Genomic DNA, 21,310 nt, shown 5'->3' with positions numbered 1-21,310 from the left:
GCGAAAGCGCTGCCCTGCGGGGCGCGACCCTGCCACCGTGGTGCGATGTCGACCCTGTCTCCCGTCCTCTCGAACGCCGATCTGACCTGGGCCGAGCTTCAGGCTGCGCGCCTCGACGGCGACGTCTACGAGCTCGCGGGTGCCTACTGCTTGATCGGCGAACTCGAGTCGCCACGCCACCGGGCGCACGCGGTGCTCGCCGGCCGATCTCCTCGCCTGATCGCCGAGCTCGCCACGGCCGCGTGGATCTGGGGCGCCGGCGCAGAGCCTGAGCGCCCGACGTTCGCCGTCGCGCCCGAGGCACGCACCCGGCTCGCCCCCGACCGTCGCACGCGCGTGCGCGAGATCGTCTATGCCGACGGCGACGTGACCCGGTTGGGTGCGGTCCGGGTCACCACTCCGCTCCGCACCGCGCTCGACCTCGCGAGGGCGCCGGGGTTCACCGCCGTCGAGTCCGACACCGTCGCGCGGCTCGCGGCGATCGCGGACTTCGACCTCGACGACTGCCTCGCGGCCCTCGCCGCCCGCTCGGGCACCCCCTCGAAGAAGCGAGCGGAGGAGCGCCTGACGCAGGTCTTCGCGGCCGACGCCGTTACGCCGTAGAGACGCGGTAGACGTCGTAGACGGCGTCGATACGCCGCACGGCGTTGAGGAGCCGGTCGAGATGCACGGTGTCGCCCATCTCGAACACGTACCGCGAGACGGCGAGACGGTCGCTCGAGGTCGACACGTTCGCCGACAGGATGTTGACGTGATTCTCGGACAGCACCCGGGTGATGTCGGAGAGCAGCCCGGCACGGTCGAGCGCCTCGACTTGGATCTGCACGAGGAAGACGCTCGAGGACGTCGGCGCCCACTCGACCTCGATCATGCGCTCGCGCTCGGCCTCGAGCGTGCCGACGTTCTTGCAGTCCTCGCGATGCACCGAGACTCCCGAGCCTCGTGTGACGAACCCGATGATCGGATCGCCGGGCACCGGCGTGCAGCATTTCGCGAGCTTCACGAGGATGTCGGGAGCCCCGCGCACGAGCACGCCCGAGTCGCTCGACTTCAGCTGGCGAGCCCGACCCTTGGGGACGAACGGCACCTCTGCTTCGTCGGCCTCCGCCTCCGACTGCACGGCGGCGACGACCTTCTCGAGCACCGACTGCGTCGAGACGTGCCCCTCGCCGACGGCGGCGTAGAGCGCCTCGACCCCCTCGTAGCGCATCCCCGCCGCGACTTCGGCGAAGACGTCGGAGCTCATCAGCTTCTGCAGCGGGAGATTCTGCTTGCGCATGGCGCGGGCGATGGCATCCTTGCCGTGCTCGATCGCCTCTTCACGCCGTTCCTTCGTGAACCAGCCGCGGATCTTGTTGCGCGCGCGGGGACTCTTGACGAAGTTGAGCCAGTCCTGGCTCGGCCCGGCATCCGGATTCTTCGTCGTGAAGACCTCGACCACGTCGCCGGACGAGAGCTCCGACTCGAGCGGGTTGAGCCGCCCGGTGACCTTCGACCCCATCGTGCGGTGGCCGTCCTCGGTGTGCACGGCGTAGGCGAAGTCCACCGGGGGGGCGCCGGCGGGAAGCCCGATCACCTTGCCTTGCGGCGTGAAGACGTAGGCCTCCTTCGCGCCGATCTCGAAGCGGAGGTTGTCGAGGAACTCGCCGGCATCCTCGGTCTCGGCTTGCCAGTCGCTGATGTGCGCGAGCCAGGCCATCTCGGTGTCGGTCGTGAGCGAGTCGGCCTCGCCCCGCCCGGCCTTGATGCGCTCCTTGTACTTCCAGTGCGCGGCGACGCCGAACTCGGCACGCTGGTGCATCTCGTGGGTGCGGATCTGGATCTCCACGGGGCGCCCCTTGGGCCCGATCACCGTCGTGTGCAACGACTGGTAGAGGTTGAACTTGGGGGTCGCGATGTAGTCCTTGAATCGCCCCGGCACCGGGTTCCAGCGCGCGTGGATGGCGCCGAGCACGCCGTAGCAGTCGCGGATGTTGTTGACGAGCACGCGGATGCCGACGAGGTCGTAGATCTCGGTGAAGTCGCGCCCGCGGCTGACCATCTTCTGGTAGATCGAGTAGTACTGCTTCGGTCGCCCCACGACCTGGCCCTTGATCTTGCCCGCCTTGAGGTCGTCGTTGACGGCGTCGATGACGTGCTGCAGGAACTCCTCGCGCTGCGGGGTGCGGTCGCGCACGAGACTCTCGATCTCGACGTACAGCTTCGGGTGCAGCACCGCGAACGACAGGTCCTCGAGCTCCCACTTGATGGTCTGGATTCCGAGCCGGTGCGCGAGGGGCGCGTAGATCTCGATGGTCTCCTGCGCCTTGCGCTTCGCCGACTCCTCCGGCACGAAGCCCCACGTGCGAGCGTTGTGCAGGCGGTCGGCGAGCTTGATGACGAGCACACGGATGTCTTTGCTCATCGCGACGACCATCTTGCGCACGGTCTCGGCGTGCGCCGAGTCGCCGTACTTGAGCTTGTCGAGCTTCGTCACACCGTCGACGAGCATCGCGATCTCGTCGCCGAAGTCGGCGCGCACGAGATCGAGGGTGTAGTCGGTGTCTTCCACCGTGTCGTGCAGCAGCGCCGCGGCGAGGGTCTTCGATCCGATCCCGAGGTCGGCGAGGATCTGCGCGACGGCGACCGGATGCGTGATGTAGGGCTCGCCGCTCTTGCGCTTCTGACCGCTGTGGGCCTTCTCGGCCGCCGCGTACGCCCGCTCGATGAGCGCGACATCCGCCTTCGGGTGATGCGTGCGCACCGTCTTCAGGAGCCGGTCGACGGCGCCGGTCGGCTGTGCGCGCGAGAACAGTCGCGGCAGGATCTGACGCAGGGATGCCGTGGAACCCGGCGCCTGCGTCTCCGTCATGTAGGGATTCTAGGTTTCGTGAACCGGGCGCGCTGTGCGACCGGCGTCTAGACCGTCGCCGCCGACTTCTCCCGGAGCTCGAGCACGCGCTTGTCACGCCGCGCGATCTTCTCCTCCTTCTCGCGGAACAGCACGTAGAGCGGGGCCGCCACGAACGGCGTCGAGTAGGTGCCGATGATCGTTCCGACGAGCAGTGCGAGCGAGATGTCGCGCAGGGTGTCCGCTCCGAGTGCGAACGATCCGATGAAGAGGATCGCCGCGACCGGAAGCGCCGCCACGACGCCCGTGTTGATCGACCGCACGAGCGTCTGGTTCACCGCGAGGTTGACCGTCTCGCCGAAGGTGCGCGTCGAGTCGTCGCCCATCTCGGAGGTGTTCTCGCGGACCTTGTCGAACACGACGACCGTGTCGTAGAGCGAGAAGCCGAGGATCGTGAGGAATCCGATCACCGCGGCCGGCGTGATCTCGAACCCCGACGCGGCGTAGACGCCGACGGTGATGACGAGGTCGTGGAAGAGCGAGATGATCGCGGCGAGCGACATCTTCCAGGTGCGGAAGTAGATCGCCATGAGCAGCAGGGCGAGGGCGAGGAACACGGCGAGGCCGATGAGCGCCTGGCGGGTGATGTCGGCCCCCCAGGTCGGTCCGATGAAGGAGGATGAGACCGACTCGGCCTCGTAGACCTCTTCCAGCTCGAGCGCGACCTCGCGCGTCTCGGTGTCACTGAGTTGATCGGTCTGCACGCGCACGCCGTCGTCGCCGATGATGCTCACGCGCACGACCGCCTCGGGCACCACGGAGTGGACGGCCTCCTCCGCGAGGGTCGAGTCGGGCTGGCCGTCGTCGCCGACGACGGCCCCGGCGACCTGGAACTGCGAGCCGCCGCGGAACTCGATGCCGAAGTTGAACCCCGCGCCGAAGTCGCCGCCACCGCGCACGAACGGCACGGCGACCGCGATGAGCATCAGTGCTGCCGCGATCGTGAGCCAGATCGTGCGCAGGCGGATGAACGGTACCGACCGCTCACCCGTGTAGAGGTCGTTGCCGAACCGCGTCAGCCCGCTGGCCATTACTTCTTCCCCTTGGATTCAGCCGACGGCGTCGAGGATGACTTGGTGGAGGCGACCGGTGCCGCCGCTTCGGCCGCCTTGCGCTCGGCGATCGTCTGACGCCTCTCCGCTTCGCGGCTCGCACCGCCGCGGCGGGCTTCGGTCGGCATCCGGAATTCCGCACGCCCCCGGTAGACGGCGCCGAGCGCCTGGGGATCGAGCCCGCTGAGCGGGTGGCCGGAGGAGAAGAACCGCGTCGTCGCGAGCAGTTGCAGCATCGGGTGCGTGAAGAGCACCACGACGAGCACGTCGATGACGACGGTGATGCCGAGGGTGAACGCGAAGCCCCGCACGTTGCCGACGGCGACGACGTAGAGCACGATCGCCGAGAGCAGTGTGACGCCCTTCGCCGCATAGATCGTGCGCAGCGCGCGCTTCCAGCCCGCCTCGACCGCCCCGGTCAGTCCGCGACCGTCGCGCAACTCGTCGCGGATGCGCTCGAAGTAGACGATGAACGAGTCCACGGTGAAGCCGATGGCGACGATGAGACCCGCGACCCCGGCGAGCGACAGCCGGTAGTCGAGCCTCCCCCACGCCATGATCGTGATCGTCAGATAGGTGATGACCGCCGCGACGACGAGCGACGCGATCGTGACGGTCGCCAGCAGCCGGTACTGGAAGAACGAGTAGATCACGACCAGCAGGAGGCCGATGCCTCCCGCGATCAACCCGCTGGCGAGTTGGCTCTCGCCGAGCGTCGCCGAGATCGTCTCCTGGCTCTGGGCTTCGAAGCTGAGCGGGAGCGCGCCGAACTTCAGCTGATTGGCGAGCGTCTGCGCGGTCTCCTGGGTGAACGAGCCGCTGATCTCGGGCTTGCCGTTCGTGATCGCGGCGTTCGTCGTCGGCGCGGAGATGACCTTGCCGTCGAGCACGATCGCGAACTGGTTGCGCACGCCGGTGAGCGAGACGAGACGGGTCGTGACGTCACCGAACGCCTCGGTGCCCTCGGCGTTGAACACCGGGTAGACGGCCCACTCATTGAGCGCCGCGCCGTTCGCGCCGCGGCGGATGCCGGCCGACGCGTCGCTGATCGTCGAGCCGTCGACCTCCACCGGGCCGAGCACGTACTTGATCGAGAGGTCGGCCTCGCACGTGACGAGCGGCTTATCGGGGTCGGCGGCGTTGGTCGTCGCCGTCGTGAGAGTCGAGCAGTCGAAGCTGTCGAACTCCTCCTGCAGCTCGGGCGTGATCCATGCGACGTCGCTGCCGTCGGTCGGCTCGGTGCTCGGTGTCGCGGCCGGGTCGGGGCTGGCGGTCGGCTCGGGGGTCGCGGACTCTGTCGGAGTCGGGGTCTCGCCGTCGTCGCCGTCCGTGCCGTCGTCGATCGACGAGTTCGACGGGAGGTCGGCGAGCAGCACGGCGCGGAACTCGAGCTTCGCCGAGGCCTGCAGCCGGTCGAGGGTGGCCTGGTCGGGCTCACCCGGGATGGCCACGACGATGTTGTTGCCGAGCGTCGAGATCTCCGCCTCGGCGACACCGGTCGCGTCGACGCGCTGACGGATGATCGCGACTGCTTGGTCGAGCTGCTCCTGCGTGGGGTCGGCCTGACCGTCGGCGACGATCGGCGCGAGGATGATCTGCGTGCCGCCCTCGAGGTCGAGCGCGAGCTTCGGGAGGCCGTTGGAACCGCCCCACAGCATCGTGCCGCCGACGATCGCGGCGAGAACGCCGATGATCGCGGCAAGCCCAGCGAGCGAACGCGCGGCCTTGCGGGCGGGCGTCGACGACTTCGTGGCCACGCGCCTCTACTTTCTGCTCAGACCGGCACGCACTCGGTGCGCACCGCTGCGGTCCCCGTGCGGGGTTCGCGAATCGGGAGGTCGACTACTCGGTCGGCTTCTTGGGCGCGCGAGGGGTGCGCTTCGGCTTCTCGGCCGGCGGAGTCGTGTCCGTGCGCTCGCCGAACTCGGGCTCGTCGGTGATGTCGATCTCGGGGTCGGTGATCGCGCCGGTCGACTCGAGGATCTCGGCATCCTCTTCGGCGTCTTCCTCGACGGGCTCGGTCTCGTCGACGACCTTCGCGATCGTCTGGCTGTGCACGCGCAGCACGACACCGGGCTGGGTCTCGACGAGGGCCTCGTTCTTCTCCTCGTCGACCGAGAGGAGCGTGCCGTAGAGGCCGAAGCTCGTCATGACCTCGGCACCCGGCTGGATCTTCGCCCGCATCTCTTCCGTCGCGCGCTTACGACGCCGCGAGCTGAAGACCATGAACACGATGAAGACCGCGATCAGCGCGAACAGGCCGAGGTTCACCGGATCGGCGAAGAGTTCCATGCGTGAATGACCTTCCGAAGTTCAGGGGATGGGTGCGGCCGATCGGGTCCGGCCCGCAAGACCCCCTGAATCATATGTCATTGTCGAAGAGGGTCCCTTGAGCCCGGACGCCCCCGCCGCGGGGACGCACGCCGAGGTGCTCGAAAGCCTGCCGCGTCGCGACGCGACCGCGCGGGGTGCGGCTCAGCATCCCGACGCGCACGAGGAAGGGCTCGACGACCGATTCGATCGTGTCGGCCTCCTCGCCCACGCTCACCGCGAGCGTGCTCAGACCGACGGGTCCTCCGTCGAAGCGCTCGATGATCGCCTCGAGCACGGCGCGGTCGAGACGGTCGAGCCCGATCGGGTCGACGTCGTAGAGCTCGAGCGCCCCGTTGACCGACGCCATCCCCGCGCCGCCGCCCCTCACCAACGCGAAGTCGCGCACGCGACGCAACAGGCGGTTGGCGATGCGCGGGGTGCCCCGGCTGCGAGTCGCGATCTCGCGACGGGCGTCGCCCGGGATGTCGAGCCCGAGCAACCGCGCCGCGCGCGCGAGCACCTCGTCGAGCTCGGCGTCGTCGTAGAACTCGAGGTTGGCGGTGAAGCCGAAGCGGTCACGCAGGGGGTTCGGCAGCAGACCGGATCGCGTCGTCGCGCCGACGAGCGTGAAGGGCGCCAGATCGAGCGGGATGCTCGTCGCGCCCGCACCTTTGCCCACCATGATGTCGATGCGGAAGTCTTCCATCGCGAGGTAGAGCATCTCCTCTGCCGAGCGGGCCATGCGGTGGATCTCGTCGATGAAGAGCACCTCCCCCGGCACGAGGCTCGAGAGCAGCGCGGCGAGGTCGCCGGCGTGCTGGATGGCCGGGCCGCTCGACATGCGCAGCGGACGGTTCGACTCGTGGGCGACGATCATCGCGAGGGTCGTCTTGCCGAGCCCGGGCGGGCCGGCGAGCAGGATGTGGTCGGGCGTGCGGTTCTGCAGCGCCGCCGCGTCGAGCAGGAGCTGCAGCTGACCGCGCACCTTGGCTTGTCCGACGAATTCGGCGAGCGATCGCGGCCGCAGCGCACCTTCGAAGGCGAGCTCGGCCTCGGACTCCGCGGCGGGGATGCCGATTCCGTCGTCGCTCATGTCTCGACTCGATGGGGGCTCGGATGCTGTTGCGGACCCAGCCGGGCGAGCGCGAGACGCAGCAGCGCCGGCACGGGCAGGGCGCCATCCTCGGTCGCCGCCTCGACGACCTCGTCGACGACCTGAGCGGCCACCTTCTCGTTCCAGCCGAGACCGACCAGTGCCGTGACGACGCTGCGCGTCGTCGACGTGGCGGGTGCGGACGGAGCGGTCGGGGTGCCCGCCGCCGGCAGGATCTTGCCGGCCAGCGAGACCACGATGAGTTTCGCCGTCTTCGGACCGATCCCCGAGACCTTCCGGAACGGGGCGTCGTCTTCGCTGGCGACCGCCGCGGCGATCTGATCGGGGGTGAGCGTCGCGAGCACGCCGAGTGCCGACTTCGGTCCGACGCCGGAGACACCCCGGAGGAGGTCGAAGGTCTCGAGCTCTTCGCGCGTCGCGAAACCGAAGAGGCTCTGGTCGTCTTCCCGCACGATGAGTGCCGTGTGCAGACGCGTCTCCTGCCCGACGCGCAGCGAGAGCCCGAGCTGCGGGGTGATCTGCACGGCATAACCGAGCCCACCGACCTCGACGATGACGTGCGAGCCGGTGAGGCTCAGCACGTCACCTCTCACCGACGCGATCACGACGCCACCCTACGTTTGCCCGCCGACCTCTCGGCCGCATGCCACGCCGCCTGCGCCGGTGTGAGCGCGCCGCCCGCCGCCGCGCCGGCTGCCGGGGCGCTCGCGGCGCCGCCTCGCCAGCCGTGGCAGATCGCGAGCGCGAGCGCGTCGGCGGCATCCGCAGGTTTCGGGATGGCGTCGAGCCCGAGGATGCGCATCACCATCGCGCCGACCTGGGGCTTCTCCGCGGCACCGTACCCCGTGATCGCGGCCTTGACCTCGCTCGGCGTGTGGAGACCGACGGGGAGTCCGTGCTCCGCTGCCGCGAGAATGGCGATGCCGCTCGCCTGCGCCGTGCCCATGACCGTGCGGAGGTTGTGCTGCGCGAAGACGCGCTCGACGGCGACGGCCTCCGGCGCGTAGTCGGCGATGAGGGCGCGGATGCCCGTCGAGACCGCGAGGAGGCGGGACTCGAGCGGGTCGTCGGCGGGCGTGCGGATCACCCCGGCGTGCACGAAGGTCACGCGGCGACCGGCGCCGAGCTCGACGACGCCCACGCCGCACCGGGTCAGGCCCGGGTCGATACCGAGGATGCGCACGCCGCGAGCCTATCGAACGTATGTGCGAATAGGAGTCTCGACACGCGCGACGCCCGTCTCGGGCGTCGGTTGTCGGCCGAGGCCGTCTACTCGTCGGCGTCGAGCTCGGCCTGCACCGATTCCGGGATGTCGAAGTTGCTGAAGACGTTCTGCACGTCGTCGCTGTCCTCGAGCGCGTCGATGAGCCGGAAGACCTTGCGGGCCGTCTCGGCGTCGACCTCGATCGCGAGGTTCGGCACGAACTCCGCTTCGGCCGCGTCGTACTCGATGCCGGCCTCCTGGAGCGCCGAGCGCGCCCGGACGAGATCTGACGGGTCGGTGACGACCTCGAATCCACCGCCGTGGTCTTTGACCTCCTCGGCGCCCGCCTCCAGCACCGCCTCGAGGATCGCGTCCTCGGTGACGCCGTCGGTCTTCGTGATCGAGATGACGCCTTTGCGGCTGAAGTTGTAGGCGACGCTGCCCGGATCGGCGAGCGTGCCGCCGTTGCGGTTGAGCGCCGTGCGCACCTCGGCGGCCGCGCGGTTCTTGTTGTCGGTGAGGCACTCGACGAGGAAGGCGACGCCGTTCGGACCGTACGCCTCGTACATGATCGACTCGTAGTTGACGGCTTCGCCGCCGATGCCCGCGCCGCGCTTGATCGCCCGATCGATGTTGTCGTTGGGAACCGACGTCTTCTTGGCCTTCTGCACGGCGTCGAAGAGGGTCGGGTTGCCGGCGAGGTCGGCGCCGCCGATCTTGGCCGCGACCTCGATGTTCTTGATGAGCTTCGCGAACGACTTGGCACGCCGGGCGTCGATGACCGCCTTCTTGTGCTTGGTCGTCGCCCACTTGGAATGACCGCTCACGATGCTCCTCTACTGCATTCGAAACCGCGGCACGGGCCGCGGGTTGAGGAGCGCCTGGCGAATGCCGGACGCGTCTCGAAACCCGTCCGATCTTAGCTGGCGTGGCATCCCGGCCCCGCCTAGGCTCTCGGGGTGGTCGCCCGCTGGTTCCGGATCTCGTTCGCCGAGAACGCGTTCCGCCGCTACCTCGCGCAGACCGACGACGCCCTCGAGGAGTTGCGCATCGCGGGAGCTCTCGCCGCGACGACGGCCTTCTACGCCGATGCGCGCGCGCAGCACACGTCGATCCCCGACGAGGGTGACGGGCTTCTCTGGCAGTGGGGACCGGATGCCGACGCGACGCGTTTCACGGCGGGCATCACGCGACAACTCCTCCGCGAGGGCGACGATCAGCCGATCGTGCAGGTGACGCTCTGCCTCGCGTACCGCTGGACGCCGGCGCGGCGCGCCCTCGGCCGCGGACACCTCTGGCACTTCGACCCCGCGACGGTGGGCGACTTCGCGGCAGCGGTGCGTCGCTCCCCCGGCTATCGCGCCGTCGCCACCGCGGCTCCGGTCGAGGTCACCCTCACGACCGACGTGCTCTGAGCGACGTCCCTAGCTCTCCCGCAGCCGCACACCGGCCGCCTTCAGCTCGAGCTGGGCGAGTTGCCGGACGGTGTCCGGATCGCCGCGGCGCCAGGCGCCCAGGGCATCCGGATCGATCTTCACGATCGCCGCGAGCTTCTGCGTCGTGAGGGCGCGAAGCGCGAGCAGGTCCATCCCCGCCTCGGCCTGCACGACCGCCTTCGCGCGCCCGGCGCGACGGATGAAGAGGATGCGCGGCACGAGCCAGAGGGCGAGGATCGTGAGGATCGGGAGCAACGGGATGCCGACGCCGAGCGTGATCGCGAGTTGCAGCACCGCCTCCTGCTGTTGCTGCCCCGCCGCCTCGAGCGCCGCACCCGCGTCGCTCGCACCGTCGAACGGGAGTCGGATGCCCGGTCCGATGAGCGGGATGCCGCCGAGGGTGTCGCCGATGTCGGTCATCGTGTCGCCGAAGCCGGCGCCCGCCTGCTCCATCTGCACGCCCCACGACGCGAGGCCTTGGATGAGGTGGAAGACGGTGACGCCGAACCAGATCCACAGCGTGATCGCGCCGAGCGCGACGACGTCGCCCACGATCTGACGGGTGCGACGTCCGGCGTAGTCCGAGTAGATCTTCATGACCCGATCATGCCGTCGTCGACCGGGTCGTGGTGCGGGACGCGGACTACTCGATCGCGTCGATCTTCCAGGAACCGCCCTCATCGACGAGGGTGTAGGTGTACTCCGCCGTGTTCTCCTGGCCCTCGAGCACCCACGACTCGGTCGTCACGATCGTCGCGGTGGCACCGTCGATCGTGGTCTCGTCGATGACGACTTCGTAGTCGGAGAAGTTGTCGACGAAAGTCTGCGCCTCGGCCTCGAAGTCGGCGCAGGTCGGTGCGAGCGCCTCGCGATAGGCGTCGGTGGTCACGGAGACGAACAGTGCGCAATCGACATCGGCGTACGCCTGGTCGTAGCCGACCACCGCCGTCGACGGCCCGCTCGCGGTCGTCGGGGTGAGCAGCAGGAACGCGGCGGTGCCGGCACCCGCGAGGAGCAGCACGGCGAGCACGATGCCGCCGATGACCCAGGGAAGCCTCGACGTCGCACGACTCGGAGGCGAAGCATCATCGAGTTCCGCCGGCGGCGGCGCGACGGGCTGTCGGGCCAGGGCGTCGGAGGCGGTGGAGGTGTTGGAGACGCCGGAGGCTTCGGAATCGCTCACCTGCCGACCCTATCCCGCGACGTTCGCGAGGAAGCGCGCGTGGAACCTCGCGTCACCCGCGACTTCCGGATGGAACGACGTGCCGAGAAGCGGACCCTGCTCGACCGCGACGACGCGTCCGTCGGGCAGCGTCGCAAGTGCGCGTGCCGCGGGGCCTACCTGCTCGATCACGGGGGCGCGGATGAAGACGGCATGCACGGGTTGCCCACCCAGCTCCGGCACGTCGAGGTCGGTCTCGAACGAGTCGTTCTGGTTGCCGAAGGCGTTGCGACGCACGACGACGTCGAGCCCGCCGAGGGTGCGCTGCCCGTCGATCGCGTCGCGCACCGTGTCGGCGAGCATGATGAGGCCCGCGCACGTGCCGTACACCGGCATCCCGTCGGCGATCCGCGACCGTAACGGCTCGTACAGCCCGAACAGGCGGGCGAGCTTGTCCATCACGCTCGACTCGCCGCCCGGGATGACGAGGCCGGCCACGTCGGCGAGCTCGCTCTCACGACGCACCGGCACGGCATCCGCCCCCAGTCCGCGCAGCACCGCGAGGTGTTCGCGCACGTCGCCCTGGAGCGCGAGGACGCCGACCCTCGGTGTCGACACGCCTGCGGCTACTCGACCACCGAGGCCGTTACCAGCCACGCTCGGCGAGGCGGTGCGGTGCGGCGAGGTCGCTGACGTTGATGCCGACCATCGCCTCGCCGAGTCCGCGCGACGCCTCGGCGATGACGCTCGGGTCGTCGTGGAAGGTCGTCGCCTTGACGATCGCGGCGGCGCGCGCCTCCGGGTTGCCCGACTTGAAGATGCCCGAGCCCACGAAGACGCCGTCGGCGCCGAGCTGCATCATGAGCGCCGCGTCGGCGGGGGTCGCGACTCCCCCGGCGGTGAACAGCACGACCGGGAGCTTGCCCGTCTCGGCGATCTCGGCGACGAGGTCGTAGGGCGCCTGAAGCTCCTTCGCGGCGACGTAGAGCTCGTCCTTCGTCTTGGACTTCAGCGCGTTGATCTCCCCCGTGATCGTGCGGATGTGCTTCGTCGCCTCCGACACATCGCCCGTGCCCGCTTCGCCCTTCGAGCGGATCATCGCCGCGCCCTCGGTGATACGACGCAGCGCCTCGCCGAGGTTGGTCGCACCGCAGACGAAGGGCACGGTGAACGGCCACTTGTCGATGTGGTTGACGTAGTCGGCGGGCGAGAGCACCTCGGACTCGTCGATGTAGTCGACACCGAGCGACTCGAGCACACGGGCCTCGACGAAGTGGCCGATGCGCGCTTTCGCCATGACGGGGATCGAGACCTCGGCGATGATGGCGTCGATCAGGTCGGGATCGCTCATGCGGGCGACGCCGCCCTGCGCACGGATGTCGGCCGGCACGCGCTCGAGCGCCATGACGGCGACGGCTCCGGCATCCTCGGCGATACGCGCCTGCTCGGGCGTCACGACGTCCATGATGACGCCGCCCTTGAGCATCTCGGCGAGGCCGCGCTTCACGCCGCGCGTTCCGGTGGCCGTCGTGCTGGAGCCGGTGTCCTGGTTCGTCGTCATGGCGACGATGCTACGGCGGTGCGCACCGGCGGAGCCGCCCCGGCATCAGGCCAATCGAGGAAGAAGTGGCATGATCGACGCCGCGCCGCCGAGGCACGCGAGAATGGCGGGATGAGGGTTCTCTCCATCCAGTCGGCCGTCGCGTACGGACACGTGGGCAACTCGGCTGCCGTGTTCCCGCTCCAACGGATCGGCGTCGAGGTGCTTCCCGTCTACACGGTGAACTTCTCCAACCACACCGGATACGGCGCCTGGAAAGGTCCGCTCATCCCGCCCGCGGACGTCGCGGCGGTCATCTCCGGCGTCGAAGACCGCGGCGTCTTCCCCTCCCTCGACGTCGTGCTCTCCGGCTACCAGGGCAGCGCGGGTATCGCCGACGTCATCATCGACACGGTCACACGGGTGAAAGCCGCCAACCCCTCGGCGATCTACTCGTGCGACCCCGTCATGGGCAACGCGAAGTCGGGATGCTTCGTCGCCCCCGAGATCCCGGTGCTGCTGCGCGAGCGCGTCGTGCCCGTCGCGGACATCATCACACCGAACCAGTTCGAGTTGGGCTTCCTCACCGACACCTCACCCGACACCGTCGAGTCGACGCTCGCCTCGGTCGAAGCCGCCCGGGCGATGGGGCCGCGCACGGTGCTCGTCACGAGCGTCGAACGGCCCGATCGCGAGCCCGACACGATCGAGATGCTCGTCGTCGACGACGCCGGTGCCTGGATCGTGCAGACGCCGTTGCTGCCGATGAAGGCGAACGGCTCGGGCGACGTCACCGCGGCGCTGTTCACCGCGCACTACCGCGAGACCGGGGAGGCCGCCGTCGCCCTCGCCCGCACGGCGTCGAGCGTCTTCGGGTTGCTGTCACGCACCCACGCGTCGGGCGAGCGCGAGTTGCAGCTCGTCGAGTCGCAGGAGCACTATGCGCACCCGCGGCTGGAGTTCGACGTCAGGAAGCTCTAGGCCACGCCGCGGCGAGCTCGTCGCGCACCTCGCCGAGCAGACGCGGGAGCGCCTTCGTGCGGGCGACGATCGGGAAGAAGTTCGCATCCGCCGCCCAGCGGGGTACGACGTGCTGGTGGAGGTGCGCGGCGATGCCGGCACCCGCGATCGCGCCCTGGTTCATCCCGATGTTGAACCCGTCGGCGCGCGACGTCTGCGCGATGACACGCATCGCGGTCTGGGTGAGCGCGCCGATCTCGGCCACCTCGTCGGCACTCGCCTGGTCGTAGAGCGCCACGTGGCGGTACGGCACGACGAGCAGATGACCGGAGTTGTAGGGAAACAGATTGAGGATCACGTACGCGGTGTCGCCGCGGTGCACGATGAGCGCTTGCTCGTCGGTCAGCGTCGGGGCCGTGCAGAACACGCAGTCGTCACCCGGCGCCGCACCGCCCTGTTCGATGTAGGCGATGCGATGCGGGGTCCACAACCTCTGGAAGCCGTCGGGGATGCCCGCGAACGCGGCCGATGACTCGACGTCGGGATGCTCGGTGCCGTCGTAGTCGGTGGGCGCGCCGTCGTGCGTCACGTCAGACCTGCGCGTGCGTGTCGATCGCCTCGCGGATGCGCCGCACGGCTTCGTCGACCGGCACGCCGTTGTCCTGGGTACCGTCGCGGAAGCGGAACGACACCGTGCCGGCGTCCCGATCCTTCTCTCCCGCGATGAGCTGGAACGGCACCTTGGCGAGCGTGTGGTTGCGGATCTTCTTCTGCATCCGCTCGTCGCTCGTGTCGAGCTCGGCCCGCACGCCGTCGCGCTTCAGCCGGTCGACGATCCCGCCGAGGTAGTCGGCATAGTCCTCGGCGACCGGGATGCCGACGACCTGCACGGGCGAGAGCCACACGGGGAACGCTCCGGCGTAGTGCTCGAGCAGGATCGCGAAGAACCGCTCGATCGAGCCGAAGAGCGCCCGGTGGATCATGATCGGACGCTTCTTCTCGCCGTCGCGATCGGTGAATTCGAGCTCGAAGCGCTCCGGCAGGTTGGGGTCGACCTGCACCGTCGACAGCTGCCAGGTGCGCCCGATCGCGTCGCGCGTCTTGAGGTCGATCTTGGGTCCGTAGAACGCGGCCTCGCCCGGCATCTCGGTGAGCTTCAGCCCGGAGGCCTTGGCGACATTCCGCAGCGCGTTCGTCGAGTACTCCCAGAACTCGTCGGAGCCGATCCACTTCGACTTCTCGTCGTCGCGCATCGAGAGTTCGAGCTCGAAGTCGTCGAGCCCGAAGTCGCGCAGCATCGAGATGACGAAGTCGAGCACCTTGCTGGTCTCGTCCTCGAGCTGCTCGGGGGTGACGAAGAGGTGCGAGTCGTCCTGCGTGAACCCGCGTACCCGGGTGAGGCCGTGCAGCGCGCCGGAGAGCTCGTTGCGATAGACCGTGCCGTTCTCGGCGAGCCGCATCGGCAGGTCGCGGTAGCTGCGCGCGCGCTCCTTGTAGATCAGGATGTGCATCGGGCAGTTCATCGGCTTGAGGTAGTAGTCGACGCCCTGCTTGGTGACGTTGCCGTCGGCATCCGTCTCCTCGTCCATGCGGATCGGAGGGAACATCCCCTCCTTGTAGGTGACGAGGTGGTTGGACTGCAGGAAGAGATCCTGCTTCGAGATGTGCGGCGTGTAGACGTAGGTGTACCCGGCCTCGACGTGGCGGCGGCGGGCGTGCTGCTCCATCTCCATGCGGATGACGCCGCCGCGCGGGTGCCAGACCGAGAGGCCCGAGCCGATCTCCTCCGGGAAGGAGAAGAGGTCGAGCTCTCTGCCGAGCTTGCGGTGGTCGCGCTTCGCGGCCTCCTCGAGTCGCTCGAGATACGCCTTGAGCTCGCCCTTGTCGGGCCACGCGGTGCCGTAGAGCCGCTGGAGCTGCGGGTTCTTCTCCGAGCCGCGCCAGTACGCCGCGGCGATGCGGGTGAGCTTGTGGGCGCCGAGGGCGCCGGTGTTGGGCACGTGCGGGCCGCGGCAGAGGTCTTTCCAGACCGTGACGCCCTCGCGGTCGACGTTGTCGTAGATCGTGAGCTCGCTGCCGCCCACCTCGACGCTCTCGTCTGAACCGGCAGAGCCGTCCGCTCCCCCGCCCTTGAGCCCGATGAGTTCGAGCTTGTACGGCTCGCCCGCGAGTTCGGCGCGCGCCTCGTCTTCGGTGACGACCCGGCGCTGGAAACGCTGGCCCGAGCGGATGATGCGGTCCATCTCCTTCTCGATCGCGGGCAGATCCTCCGGGGTGAAGGGGGTCGCGACGTCGAAGTCGTAGTAGAAGCCGTCCTGCACGGGCGGGCCGATGCCGAGCTTCGCCTCCGGGTTGATCCGCTGCACCGCCTGCGCAAGGACGTGCGCGGTCGAGTGGCGCAGGATGTCGAGGCCGTCGGGCGAGTCGATGTGCACGGGCTCCACGGCATCCGTCGCCTCGACCGTGGTGGCCTTGTCCTTGAGCTCGCCGTTGACGCGAAGGGCGACGACGGCGCGGTCGGGGAAGAGGTCGAACCCGGTCTGACTCGTCGGCTGCGCGGCACTCACCCGGTCAACGATAGTCGCGCTAGGACGGTGGAATTCTCAGGGGTGAGGGAGGCCACTCGCTCAGTTCAGCCCGAGCCCCGCACCCACGCCGGCCATCCACTCCTGCACGATCGGACGCGTGAGGGCGGTCGCCCACGCGATGCCGATCTGCGCCACCGCGACGAGGTCGGACAGGAAGGTCTGCCATCGGGTGCGCGCGGCAGGGATCAGGGCGATCGCGAGACTCGTCATGAGGATGAACGTGTTGCCCGCGGAACCCGAGGGGATGAGTCCGGCGACGAACGCGCCGAGGATCGCGAGGAAGACGAGGGTGGAGATGAAGATCGCGCCCGGTCGCCGCACGATGATCGCGACCAGCCAGGCGCTCACGACCGCGGCGATGAGGAGGGCGCCGTTCGTACTGAAGATCACGTCGCCGAGGCGGGTCCACCGTTCGCCGGTGCCCGCGAGCAGCCCCTCCCCGATCGAATTGAGCGGCCGGCCGGTGAAGATCCAGTTGAGGAAGAACATCGCGCCGAGCGCGGCCGCCGTCGGATAGATCACGACGAGCACGTTCGCGCCCCGCGCCCCCTTCTGGTCGGCGCGGGCGAGCGACAGGAACGGCGCGGCGAGGGCGACCGTGAGCACGTAGAGCGGTCCGCTGAGGTCGGAGAGGGTGGCGAGCATGAGCAGGATGCCCGCTCGGAACCCCGCGCGGGTGTTGCGCCACGAGACGAAGCGCCCGAGGTCGGCCGCGGCGAGGGCGAAGAAGCTGAGGCCGAGGAACGTGGCGAAGTTCTCGGTCGCGTTGTACGCGAACAGCGGGTTCGCGGCGAGAGCGAGGATGAGCAGGACGATCGTCGACGGCGGGAAGCGCCGCTGCACCATGACCTCGATGAGCTTCTGCAGCAGGATGCCTGCGACGAGCGCACCCGCGACCGCGAGCCCCGCGCGCCCACCCGGGATGATCGCCGCGAGCAGGGTGCTGAGCGGCGGGAAGATCTGCCCGATCCACTCCGGGTCGGCGCGGTTCCACTCGATCGTCGCGAGGTGGTCGAGCAGCTGCTGATTCGGGGTGGCGACCTCCGCGGTGCGCCCGCCCGTGCCGAACCAGGCGACGAGCAGGTAGGGCACCGCGAGAGCCAGTCGCAGCGACCAGCGCAGCAGCGGGTCGCGCGGGAAGTCGTCGAGACGCGTGCGCGGCGCGACGCGTCCGTGCCGGTGGCGGTCGGGCGACATCCGCTCGTCACCGTCGCGCGAGACCACCGGGGCCGTCACGGAGCCACCGCTTCGGCGTCGTGGCTGCGGTTCGTCAACCCGTGCTCGGTCTTCTCCCAGTAGTGCGGCTTGAACAGCAGCTGCCAGAGCGCCTTGTAGGAGGCGAGCGAGTGGAGGATCCAGTACACCGGGTTGAGCAGGGCCCAGAGGATGAGGTCGAAGGTGCCGCGCTTGAACGGCCCCATCATCGACAGGTAGACCATGACGGCGTTGCCGATGATGAAGTTGATGAGCGTGATCCAGAGCAGCCAGACCGGGAAGTAGGGGCTGAACCATCCGTTCGGGACGAAGACCGACAGCAGCGTCACGAGGTAGAGCGGGATGACGCCGAGGAAGGTGAGCGGCGTGCCGGCGATGAGCAGCGCGAACGCCGCGAAGCGTCGCAGACCGATCTCGCGGATGAGTGCCAACGGGCGACGCGCGTGCACGAGCGAGGTCTGCATGTAGCCCTTGATCCACCGGCTGCGCTGGCGGACGAAGTTCGGCATCGAGGTGTTGGCCTCCTCCATCGTCGTGGAGTTGATCACCCCCACCCGGTAGCCGAGCGCGCTCGCGCGGATGCCGAGGTCGGCATCCTCGGTGACGTTGTAGGGGTCCCAGCCGCCGAGTTCGATGAGCGCGGAGGTGCGGAAATGGTTGCTCGTGCCGCCGAGCGGGATCGGGAGGTCGTAGGCGTCGAGTCCGGCGAGCATGTAGTCGAACCAGTAGTTGTACTCGAGCGTGAACATGCGGGTGAGCACGTTCTCGTCGGCGTTGAAGTAGTTGAGTGCCGCCTGCACGCACACGGTCTTCGCGCCGCCGCGGCGGAAGGCGATGAACGCCTTCTTGAGCTGGTCGGGCTCGGGGGCGTCTTCGGCGTCGAAGATGACGAGGTACTCCCCCGACGCGAAGAACAGCCCGACGTTGCAGGCCCGCGGCTTCGTCTGGGGGGTGCCCTTCGGGATGGTCACGATGTGGAAGTTGGGCGGCGGGTTCGACCCGAGGTACGCGTCTCGGGTGAGGTGGTCTTCCTCCTCGATCAGCACGAGCACCTCGAGCTTGTCGGCCGGGTAGTCGATCTTGCCGAGGTTGCCGACGAGCTGCGGCACGATGTTCGCCTCTTTGAAGACCGGGACGAGCACCGTGTAGACGGGCAGTTCGGCATCGGTCAGGTTCTCGACCTGTTCGCGCGTGACCCGCTCCACGATGTCGTACTTGGCACCCTGCATCGCGACGGCGTACTTGAAGACCGTGCTCGCGAGGAACGTGACGCTCACCACGGTGATGATCGTGACGACCGTCGGCACCGGCCAGACGATGAGGGCGGCGAGGGTCAGGATGCCGAGGGCGATGAAGCCGACCTTCTGACCACGGGAGAACACGACGCGCGCCGACAAGCCCGGGTTCTGACGGAACAACTCGTTCGCCGCCTCGTCGGCGATCTGCGTGCGGAACACGGTGAGCACGAGGTTGCGGATGTCCCACGAGGTCGCCGCGACGAAGCTCGCCCGCTCCCCGATCACGGCCTCGATCTCCGCGCGACGCTCGGCGTCGGGCACCCGCGCCGTGGCGACGAGGACGCGACCGTCGCCGTCGCGGCGCACCGGCATCCAGTTCTCGGCGATCATCCGCTGCCCCGACCAGCGGCTGATGAGCTGCTCGTCACGCTCGGTCGCCGCGAGGTCGATCACGGGGATGCCCCATGTGCGCGCCATGAGGCTGCGCAGTTCGTCGGTGGAGATCATCCCGAGGCTGATGAGCACCTCGTCGATGTGGGAACCGGTGCGCTCCTTCGCGGCGCGCGCGAGTTCGAGTTGTTCCTCTGTGATCAGCCCCGATCCGACCAGAAGCTCCGCGAACTCGGCACTCTGCGTCGAGGGCACCCCCCGTGCCATGACTCCATCGTGTACCCCGGGCGTCCCCGGGAGCAACCCCCGATGCACCGATGGGTCGGGGAGGCGTGCCCCTGACGCTTCCCGCCATCGGCGGCCGCTAGGACCTCACGGGGTGGGTGCGGGGGTCGGGTCGACGGGTGGGTCGGTCGGCTCGACCGGGGTCGTGGGCTCAGGGGTCGGCGCCGGTTCCTCCGGCTCGGGCTCGGGCTCGGCGGGAGCCGGGTCGACCGGCGTCTCGACCTGCTCGGTGGGCGTCGGGGTCGGCGTCGACGACGGCGACTCGGGCGTCAGCGGAGTCCCGCTGCGGGAGAGCAGAGGCCCGAGCGCCGCGAGAGCGAACACGAGCGCTCCGACGACGACCACCGCGATCAGGACGCCGATCAGGACGCGATCGGCTCGCGTGCGCCGCGGAGGCGGCGGCGCCGCGGCATCGAGCTGGGCGGTGCGGACGTCGGCGACGGGGACATGCGGTGCGATGACGGGCGCGTCGGCGACGGGGTCGACATCGGCGGGTTCGACGCCGAGCGGCTCGGTCGGCTGGTCGGCCGCGCCCGGGGTCGGTCGGTCGGACGCAGGTTGATCGGATGCCGGCAGCGGTTTCGTCGGGTCGTCGTCTCGGGACATGGGTCGAGCCTGACGGTGTCGTGCGGTGTCGCCCAGTGTCTTGCGCGCGAACGCGCGGTCGGATAGCGCCGAGTCGGAGAGCGCTCGAGTCTTCTAGAACGGCGGCGGGTCGTCGGAACGGTGGACGGCACCGGTCGGACTCGTCCATTCGAACGCCGTGTCAGCGCGCCGATATCGCCACCGTGTGACGTGTTTCAGACGGTGGTGATGTCGACAGAGCGGCGCGAGGTTTTCGACCGAGGTGACCCCGCCATCCGCCCAGTCGTCGCCGTGGTCGAGGTCGGAGTCGCGCGCCCGGCGTCCGCAGCCGACGAACACGCACCGTGGATGTCGTGCCAGCACCGCCCTGCGGAGGTCGGCCGGAGGGCGATAGCTGGTTCTGTCGACGTCGAGCAGCGCACCCGAGACCGGGTGGGTGAGGAGACGCTGGAACGAGGGAGCGTCGGCTGCGAGTCGACGGGCCGTCTCGGCGTCGATGGGTGTGACACCGTCGAGCGTCGCCGGCTCGTCGGAGCAGCCGAGCAGGGTGAGCACCGGGACGGTGACCAGGACCGTCGCCCGGACGGCGGTCTCACCGCCCGTACCGGTGGTCAAGAGGTCGACGGCGATGTCGGCTCGGAGCTGGTCTTTCGTGCGAGTCTCGCCGGGAAGCGACGAGAGCAGACGCGCCTCCTCGTCGACACGAGCCATCACCCGGGCCGCCGCCTCGTCGGGTACGTAGAGACCGAGCCATGACATTCCGTCGCGATCCGAGTCGATGCAGAGGCGACGTCGTTCGGCAGCACGTCGATGCCGCACGGCGAGGGGCTCGGTCGCGAGTCGCTCGACCACGGTGCGCAGGCGGCCGGCGAATCGCGCCGGCGAAAGCCCCGCGAACGTCAGAGCGGCCTCGTCGAGCTCGCGCCAGCGGCTGTCGGGAACATCCGCCACCCGGTCGGCCAGCGCCCGAGCGTTGGGCGCCGAGATTCCACCGTCGCGGAAGGCGGCCCAGACGCGTGGCGTGGCACGCAGGAGCGACCGCCCTTGGTGAGCCAGCACGAAGACGGTGCCCTCCGCCATCCCGATGCGCGCGGCCAGATCGGCCGCCGCGGCGCGCTCGGCGTAGGAGCGCAGCTCTTCGTCGGCCATCCGACCGATCATCTGGGGCACGATGAACGACCCGGGGTGGCGGCGTGCCTCGTCGAGCACCTCGACGATCGCGCGCATCTGCGCCGCGGTCGCCCGCGCGATGGCCGCCGCCGCGATCTCGGCCTCGGCGAGCCCGAACTCGAGGCGCACGTCGGAGTGCGTCTCGTCGAGCAGCCAGAGGTCTTCCAT

Annotated in this window: 21 protein-coding genes; 3 read left to right on the top strand and 18 right to left on the bottom strand. The window is 69.2% G+C overall.

Annotation, left to right across the window (positions count from 1 at the left end; genetic code table 11):
- The first annotated feature begins 45 nt into the window (after positions 1-45).
- A complete protein-coding gene (locus ACO1X9_RS15945) occupies positions 46-603 on the top strand; it encodes a type IV toxin-antitoxin system AbiEi family antitoxin (protein ID WP_486351837.1) in 558 nt (185 codons plus the stop codon).
- Here ACO1X9_RS15945 and ACO1X9_RS15940 read toward each other — a convergent pair.
- From ACO1X9_RS15940 to ACO1X9_RS15905, 8 genes are all read right to left on the bottom strand, one after another.
- On the bottom strand, positions 593-2,851 hold the full coding sequence (locus ACO1X9_RS15940) for a RelA/SpoT family protein (RefSeq protein ID WP_486351836.1): 2,259 nt from the start codon (positions 2,849-2,851) through the stop codon (positions 593-595). The genes ACO1X9_RS15945 and ACO1X9_RS15940 overlap by 11 nt on opposite strands.
- A gap of 47 nt (positions 2,852-2,898) precedes the next feature.
- Positions 2,899-3,921: a protein translocase subunit SecF gene (gene secF, locus ACO1X9_RS15935; RefSeq protein ID WP_486351835.1), complete on the bottom strand. Its 1,023-nt coding sequence runs from the start codon at positions 3,919-3,921 to the stop codon at positions 2,899-2,901.
- Positions 3,921-5,600 carry a protein translocase subunit SecD gene (secD, locus tag ACO1X9_RS15930; protein ID WP_486351852.1) on the bottom strand — a complete coding sequence of 560 codons (1,680 nt, stop codon included), beginning with the start codon at positions 5,598-5,600 and terminating at the stop codon, positions 3,921-3,923. The genes secF and secD overlap by 1 nt, the downstream gene beginning before the upstream one ends.
- A gap of 184 nt (positions 5,601-5,784) precedes the next feature.
- Positions 5,785-6,234, bottom strand: coding sequence for a preprotein translocase subunit YajC (locus ACO1X9_RS15925; protein WP_486351834.1), 450 nt, complete (start codon positions 6,232-6,234; stop codon positions 5,785-5,787).
- Positions 6,235-6,304: 70 nt separating this feature from the next.
- On the bottom strand, positions 6,305-7,348 hold the full coding sequence (gene ruvB, locus ACO1X9_RS15920) for a Holliday junction branch migration DNA helicase RuvB (RefSeq protein WP_486351833.1): 1,044 nt from the start codon (positions 7,346-7,348) through the stop codon (positions 6,305-6,307).
- On the bottom strand, positions 7,345-7,974 hold the full coding sequence (gene ruvA, locus ACO1X9_RS15915; protein ID WP_486351832.1) for a Holliday junction branch migration protein RuvA: 630 nt from the start codon (positions 7,972-7,974) through the stop codon (positions 7,345-7,347). The genes ruvB and ruvA overlap by 4 nt, the downstream gene beginning before the upstream one ends.
- Positions 7,971-8,552, bottom strand: coding sequence for a crossover junction endodeoxyribonuclease RuvC (ruvC, locus tag ACO1X9_RS15910; protein WP_486351831.1), 582 nt, complete (start codon positions 8,550-8,552; stop codon positions 7,971-7,973). The genes ruvA and ruvC overlap by 4 nt, the downstream gene beginning before the upstream one ends.
- A gap of 86 nt (positions 8,553-8,638) precedes the next feature.
- Positions 8,639-9,400: a YebC/PmpR family DNA-binding transcriptional regulator gene (locus ACO1X9_RS15905; RefSeq protein WP_486351830.1), complete on the bottom strand. Its 762-nt coding sequence runs from the start codon at positions 9,398-9,400 to the stop codon at positions 8,639-8,641.
- A gap of 132 nt (positions 9,401-9,532) precedes the next feature.
- On the opposite strand from ACO1X9_RS15905, the gene ACO1X9_RS15900 reads away from it, so the two are divergent.
- The gene (locus tag ACO1X9_RS15900) at positions 9,533-9,988 is read left to right on the top strand and encodes a hypothetical protein (protein ID WP_486351829.1); all 456 of its coding nucleotides are present in this window, start codon (positions 9,533-9,535) and stop codon (positions 9,986-9,988) included.
- 9 nt (positions 9,989-9,997) lie between these two features.
- On the opposite strand, the gene ACO1X9_RS15895 is transcribed toward ACO1X9_RS15900, so the two are convergent.
- Genes ACO1X9_RS15895 through pdxS form a run of 4 tightly spaced genes read right to left on the bottom strand, consistent with a single transcriptional unit; the run spans position 9,998 to position 12,732 of the window.
- Complete coding sequence (locus ACO1X9_RS15895) at positions 9,998-10,606, bottom strand: hypothetical protein (protein ID WP_486351828.1); 609 nt, start codon at positions 10,604-10,606, stop codon at positions 9,998-10,000.
- Between the two features lie 46 nt (positions 10,607-10,652).
- Complete coding sequence (locus tag ACO1X9_RS15890; protein WP_486351827.1) at positions 10,653-11,192, bottom strand: Rv0361 family membrane protein; 540 nt, start codon at positions 11,190-11,192, stop codon at positions 10,653-10,655.
- A 9-nt stretch (positions 11,193-11,201) separates the two neighbouring features.
- Positions 11,202-11,789 carry a pyridoxal 5'-phosphate synthase glutaminase subunit PdxT gene (gene pdxT / locus ACO1X9_RS15885; RefSeq protein WP_486351826.1) on the bottom strand — a complete coding sequence of 196 codons (588 nt, stop codon included), beginning with the start codon at positions 11,787-11,789 and terminating at the stop codon, positions 11,202-11,204.
- Between the two features lie 28 nt (positions 11,790-11,817).
- Positions 11,818-12,732: a pyridoxal 5'-phosphate synthase lyase subunit PdxS gene (gene pdxS, locus ACO1X9_RS15880; protein ID WP_486351825.1), complete on the bottom strand. Its 915-nt coding sequence runs from the start codon at positions 12,730-12,732 to the stop codon at positions 11,818-11,820.
- 111 nt (positions 12,733-12,843) lie between these two features.
- On the opposite strand from pdxS, the gene pdxY reads away from it, so the two are divergent.
- Entirely contained in the window at positions 12,844-13,692 is an 849-nt protein-coding gene (gene pdxY, locus ACO1X9_RS15875) for a pyridoxal kinase PdxY (RefSeq protein ID WP_486351824.1), read from the top strand.
- On the opposite strand, the gene ACO1X9_RS15870 is transcribed toward pdxY, so the two are convergent.
- The 6 genes from ACO1X9_RS15870 to ACO1X9_RS15845 form a co-directional block, all read right to left on the bottom strand.
- Positions 13,679-14,260 (bottom strand): HIT family protein, encoded by a 582-nt coding sequence (locus ACO1X9_RS15870; protein WP_486351823.1) that lies wholly within the window; start codon positions 14,258-14,260, stop codon positions 13,679-13,681. The two genes, pdxY and ACO1X9_RS15870, sit on opposite strands and share 14 nt — an antisense overlap.
- Position 14,261: 1 nt before the next feature.
- On the bottom strand, positions 14,262-16,238 hold the full coding sequence (gene thrS / locus ACO1X9_RS15865; protein WP_486351822.1) for a threonine--tRNA ligase: 1,977 nt from the start codon (positions 16,236-16,238) through the stop codon (positions 14,262-14,264).
- A 60-nt stretch (positions 16,239-16,298) separates the two neighbouring features.
- Positions 16,299-17,495 carry a hypothetical protein gene (locus ACO1X9_RS15860; RefSeq protein ID WP_486351821.1) on the bottom strand — a complete coding sequence of 399 codons (1,197 nt, stop codon included), beginning with the start codon at positions 17,493-17,495 and terminating at the stop codon, positions 16,299-16,301.
- Positions 17,492-19,369 carry a glycosyltransferase family 2 protein gene (locus ACO1X9_RS15855; protein WP_486351820.1) on the bottom strand — a complete coding sequence of 626 codons (1,878 nt, stop codon included), beginning with the start codon at positions 19,367-19,369 and terminating at the stop codon, positions 17,492-17,494. Before ACO1X9_RS15855 ends, ACO1X9_RS15860 begins: the two co-directional genes overlap by 4 nt.
- Positions 19,370-19,474: 105 nt before the next feature.
- Positions 19,475-19,993 carry a hypothetical protein gene (locus ACO1X9_RS15850; RefSeq protein ID WP_486351819.1) on the bottom strand — a complete coding sequence of 173 codons (519 nt, stop codon included), beginning with the start codon at positions 19,991-19,993 and terminating at the stop codon, positions 19,475-19,477.
- A 93-nt stretch (positions 19,994-20,086) separates the two neighbouring features.
- A complete protein-coding gene (locus tag ACO1X9_RS15845) occupies positions 20,087-21,310 on the bottom strand; it encodes an HNH endonuclease signature motif containing protein (protein ID WP_486351818.1) in 1,224 nt (407 codons plus the stop codon).

This window comes from Pseudolysinimonas sp., from assembly GCF_057350545.1.
Note: the sequence above shows the minus strand (reverse complement) of the source record. Positions and strands in the feature narration are given on the sequence as shown.

Coding starts and splice junctions, on each gene's coding strand:
- ACO1X9_RS15945 (WP_486351837.1), top strand. CDS start 46: ATGTCGACCCTGTCTCCCGTCCTCTCGAACGCCGATCTGACCTGGGCC.
- ACO1X9_RS15940 (WP_486351836.1), bottom strand. CDS start 2,851: ATGACGGAGACGCAGGCGCCGGGTTCCACGGCATCCCTGCGTCAGATC.
- secF (WP_486351835.1), bottom strand. CDS start 3,921: ATGGCCAGCGGGCTGACGCGGTTCGGCAACGACCTCTACACGGGTGAG.
- secD (WP_486351852.1), bottom strand. CDS start 5,600: ATGCTGTGGGGCGGTTCCAACGGCCTCCCGAAGCTCGCGCTCGACCTC.
- ACO1X9_RS15925 (WP_486351834.1), bottom strand. CDS start 6,234: ATGGAACTCTTCGCCGATCCGGTGAACCTCGGCCTGTTCGCGCTGATC.
- ruvB (WP_486351833.1), bottom strand. CDS start 7,348: ATGAGCGACGACGGAATCGGCATCCCCGCCGCGGAGTCCGAGGCCGAG.
- ACO1X9_RS15895 (WP_486351828.1), bottom strand. CDS start 10,606: ATGAAGATCTACTCGGACTACGCCGGACGTCGCACCCGTCAGATCGTG.
- pdxS (WP_486351825.1), bottom strand. CDS start 12,732: ATGACGACGAACCAGGACACCGGCTCCAGCACGACGGCCACCGGAACG.
- pdxY (WP_486351824.1), top strand. CDS start 12,844: ATGAGGGTTCTCTCCATCCAGTCGGCCGTCGCGTACGGACACGTGGGC.
- ACO1X9_RS15855 (WP_486351820.1), bottom strand. CDS start 19,369: ATGGCACGGGGGGTGCCCTCGACGCAGAGTGCCGAGTTCGCGGAGCTT.
- ACO1X9_RS15850 (WP_486351819.1), bottom strand. CDS start 19,993: ATGTCCCGAGACGACGACCCGACGAAACCGCTGCCGGCATCCGATCAA.
- ACO1X9_RS15845 (WP_486351818.1), bottom strand. CDS start 21,310: ATGGAAGACCTCTGGCTGCTCGACGAGACGCACTCCGACGTGCGCCTC.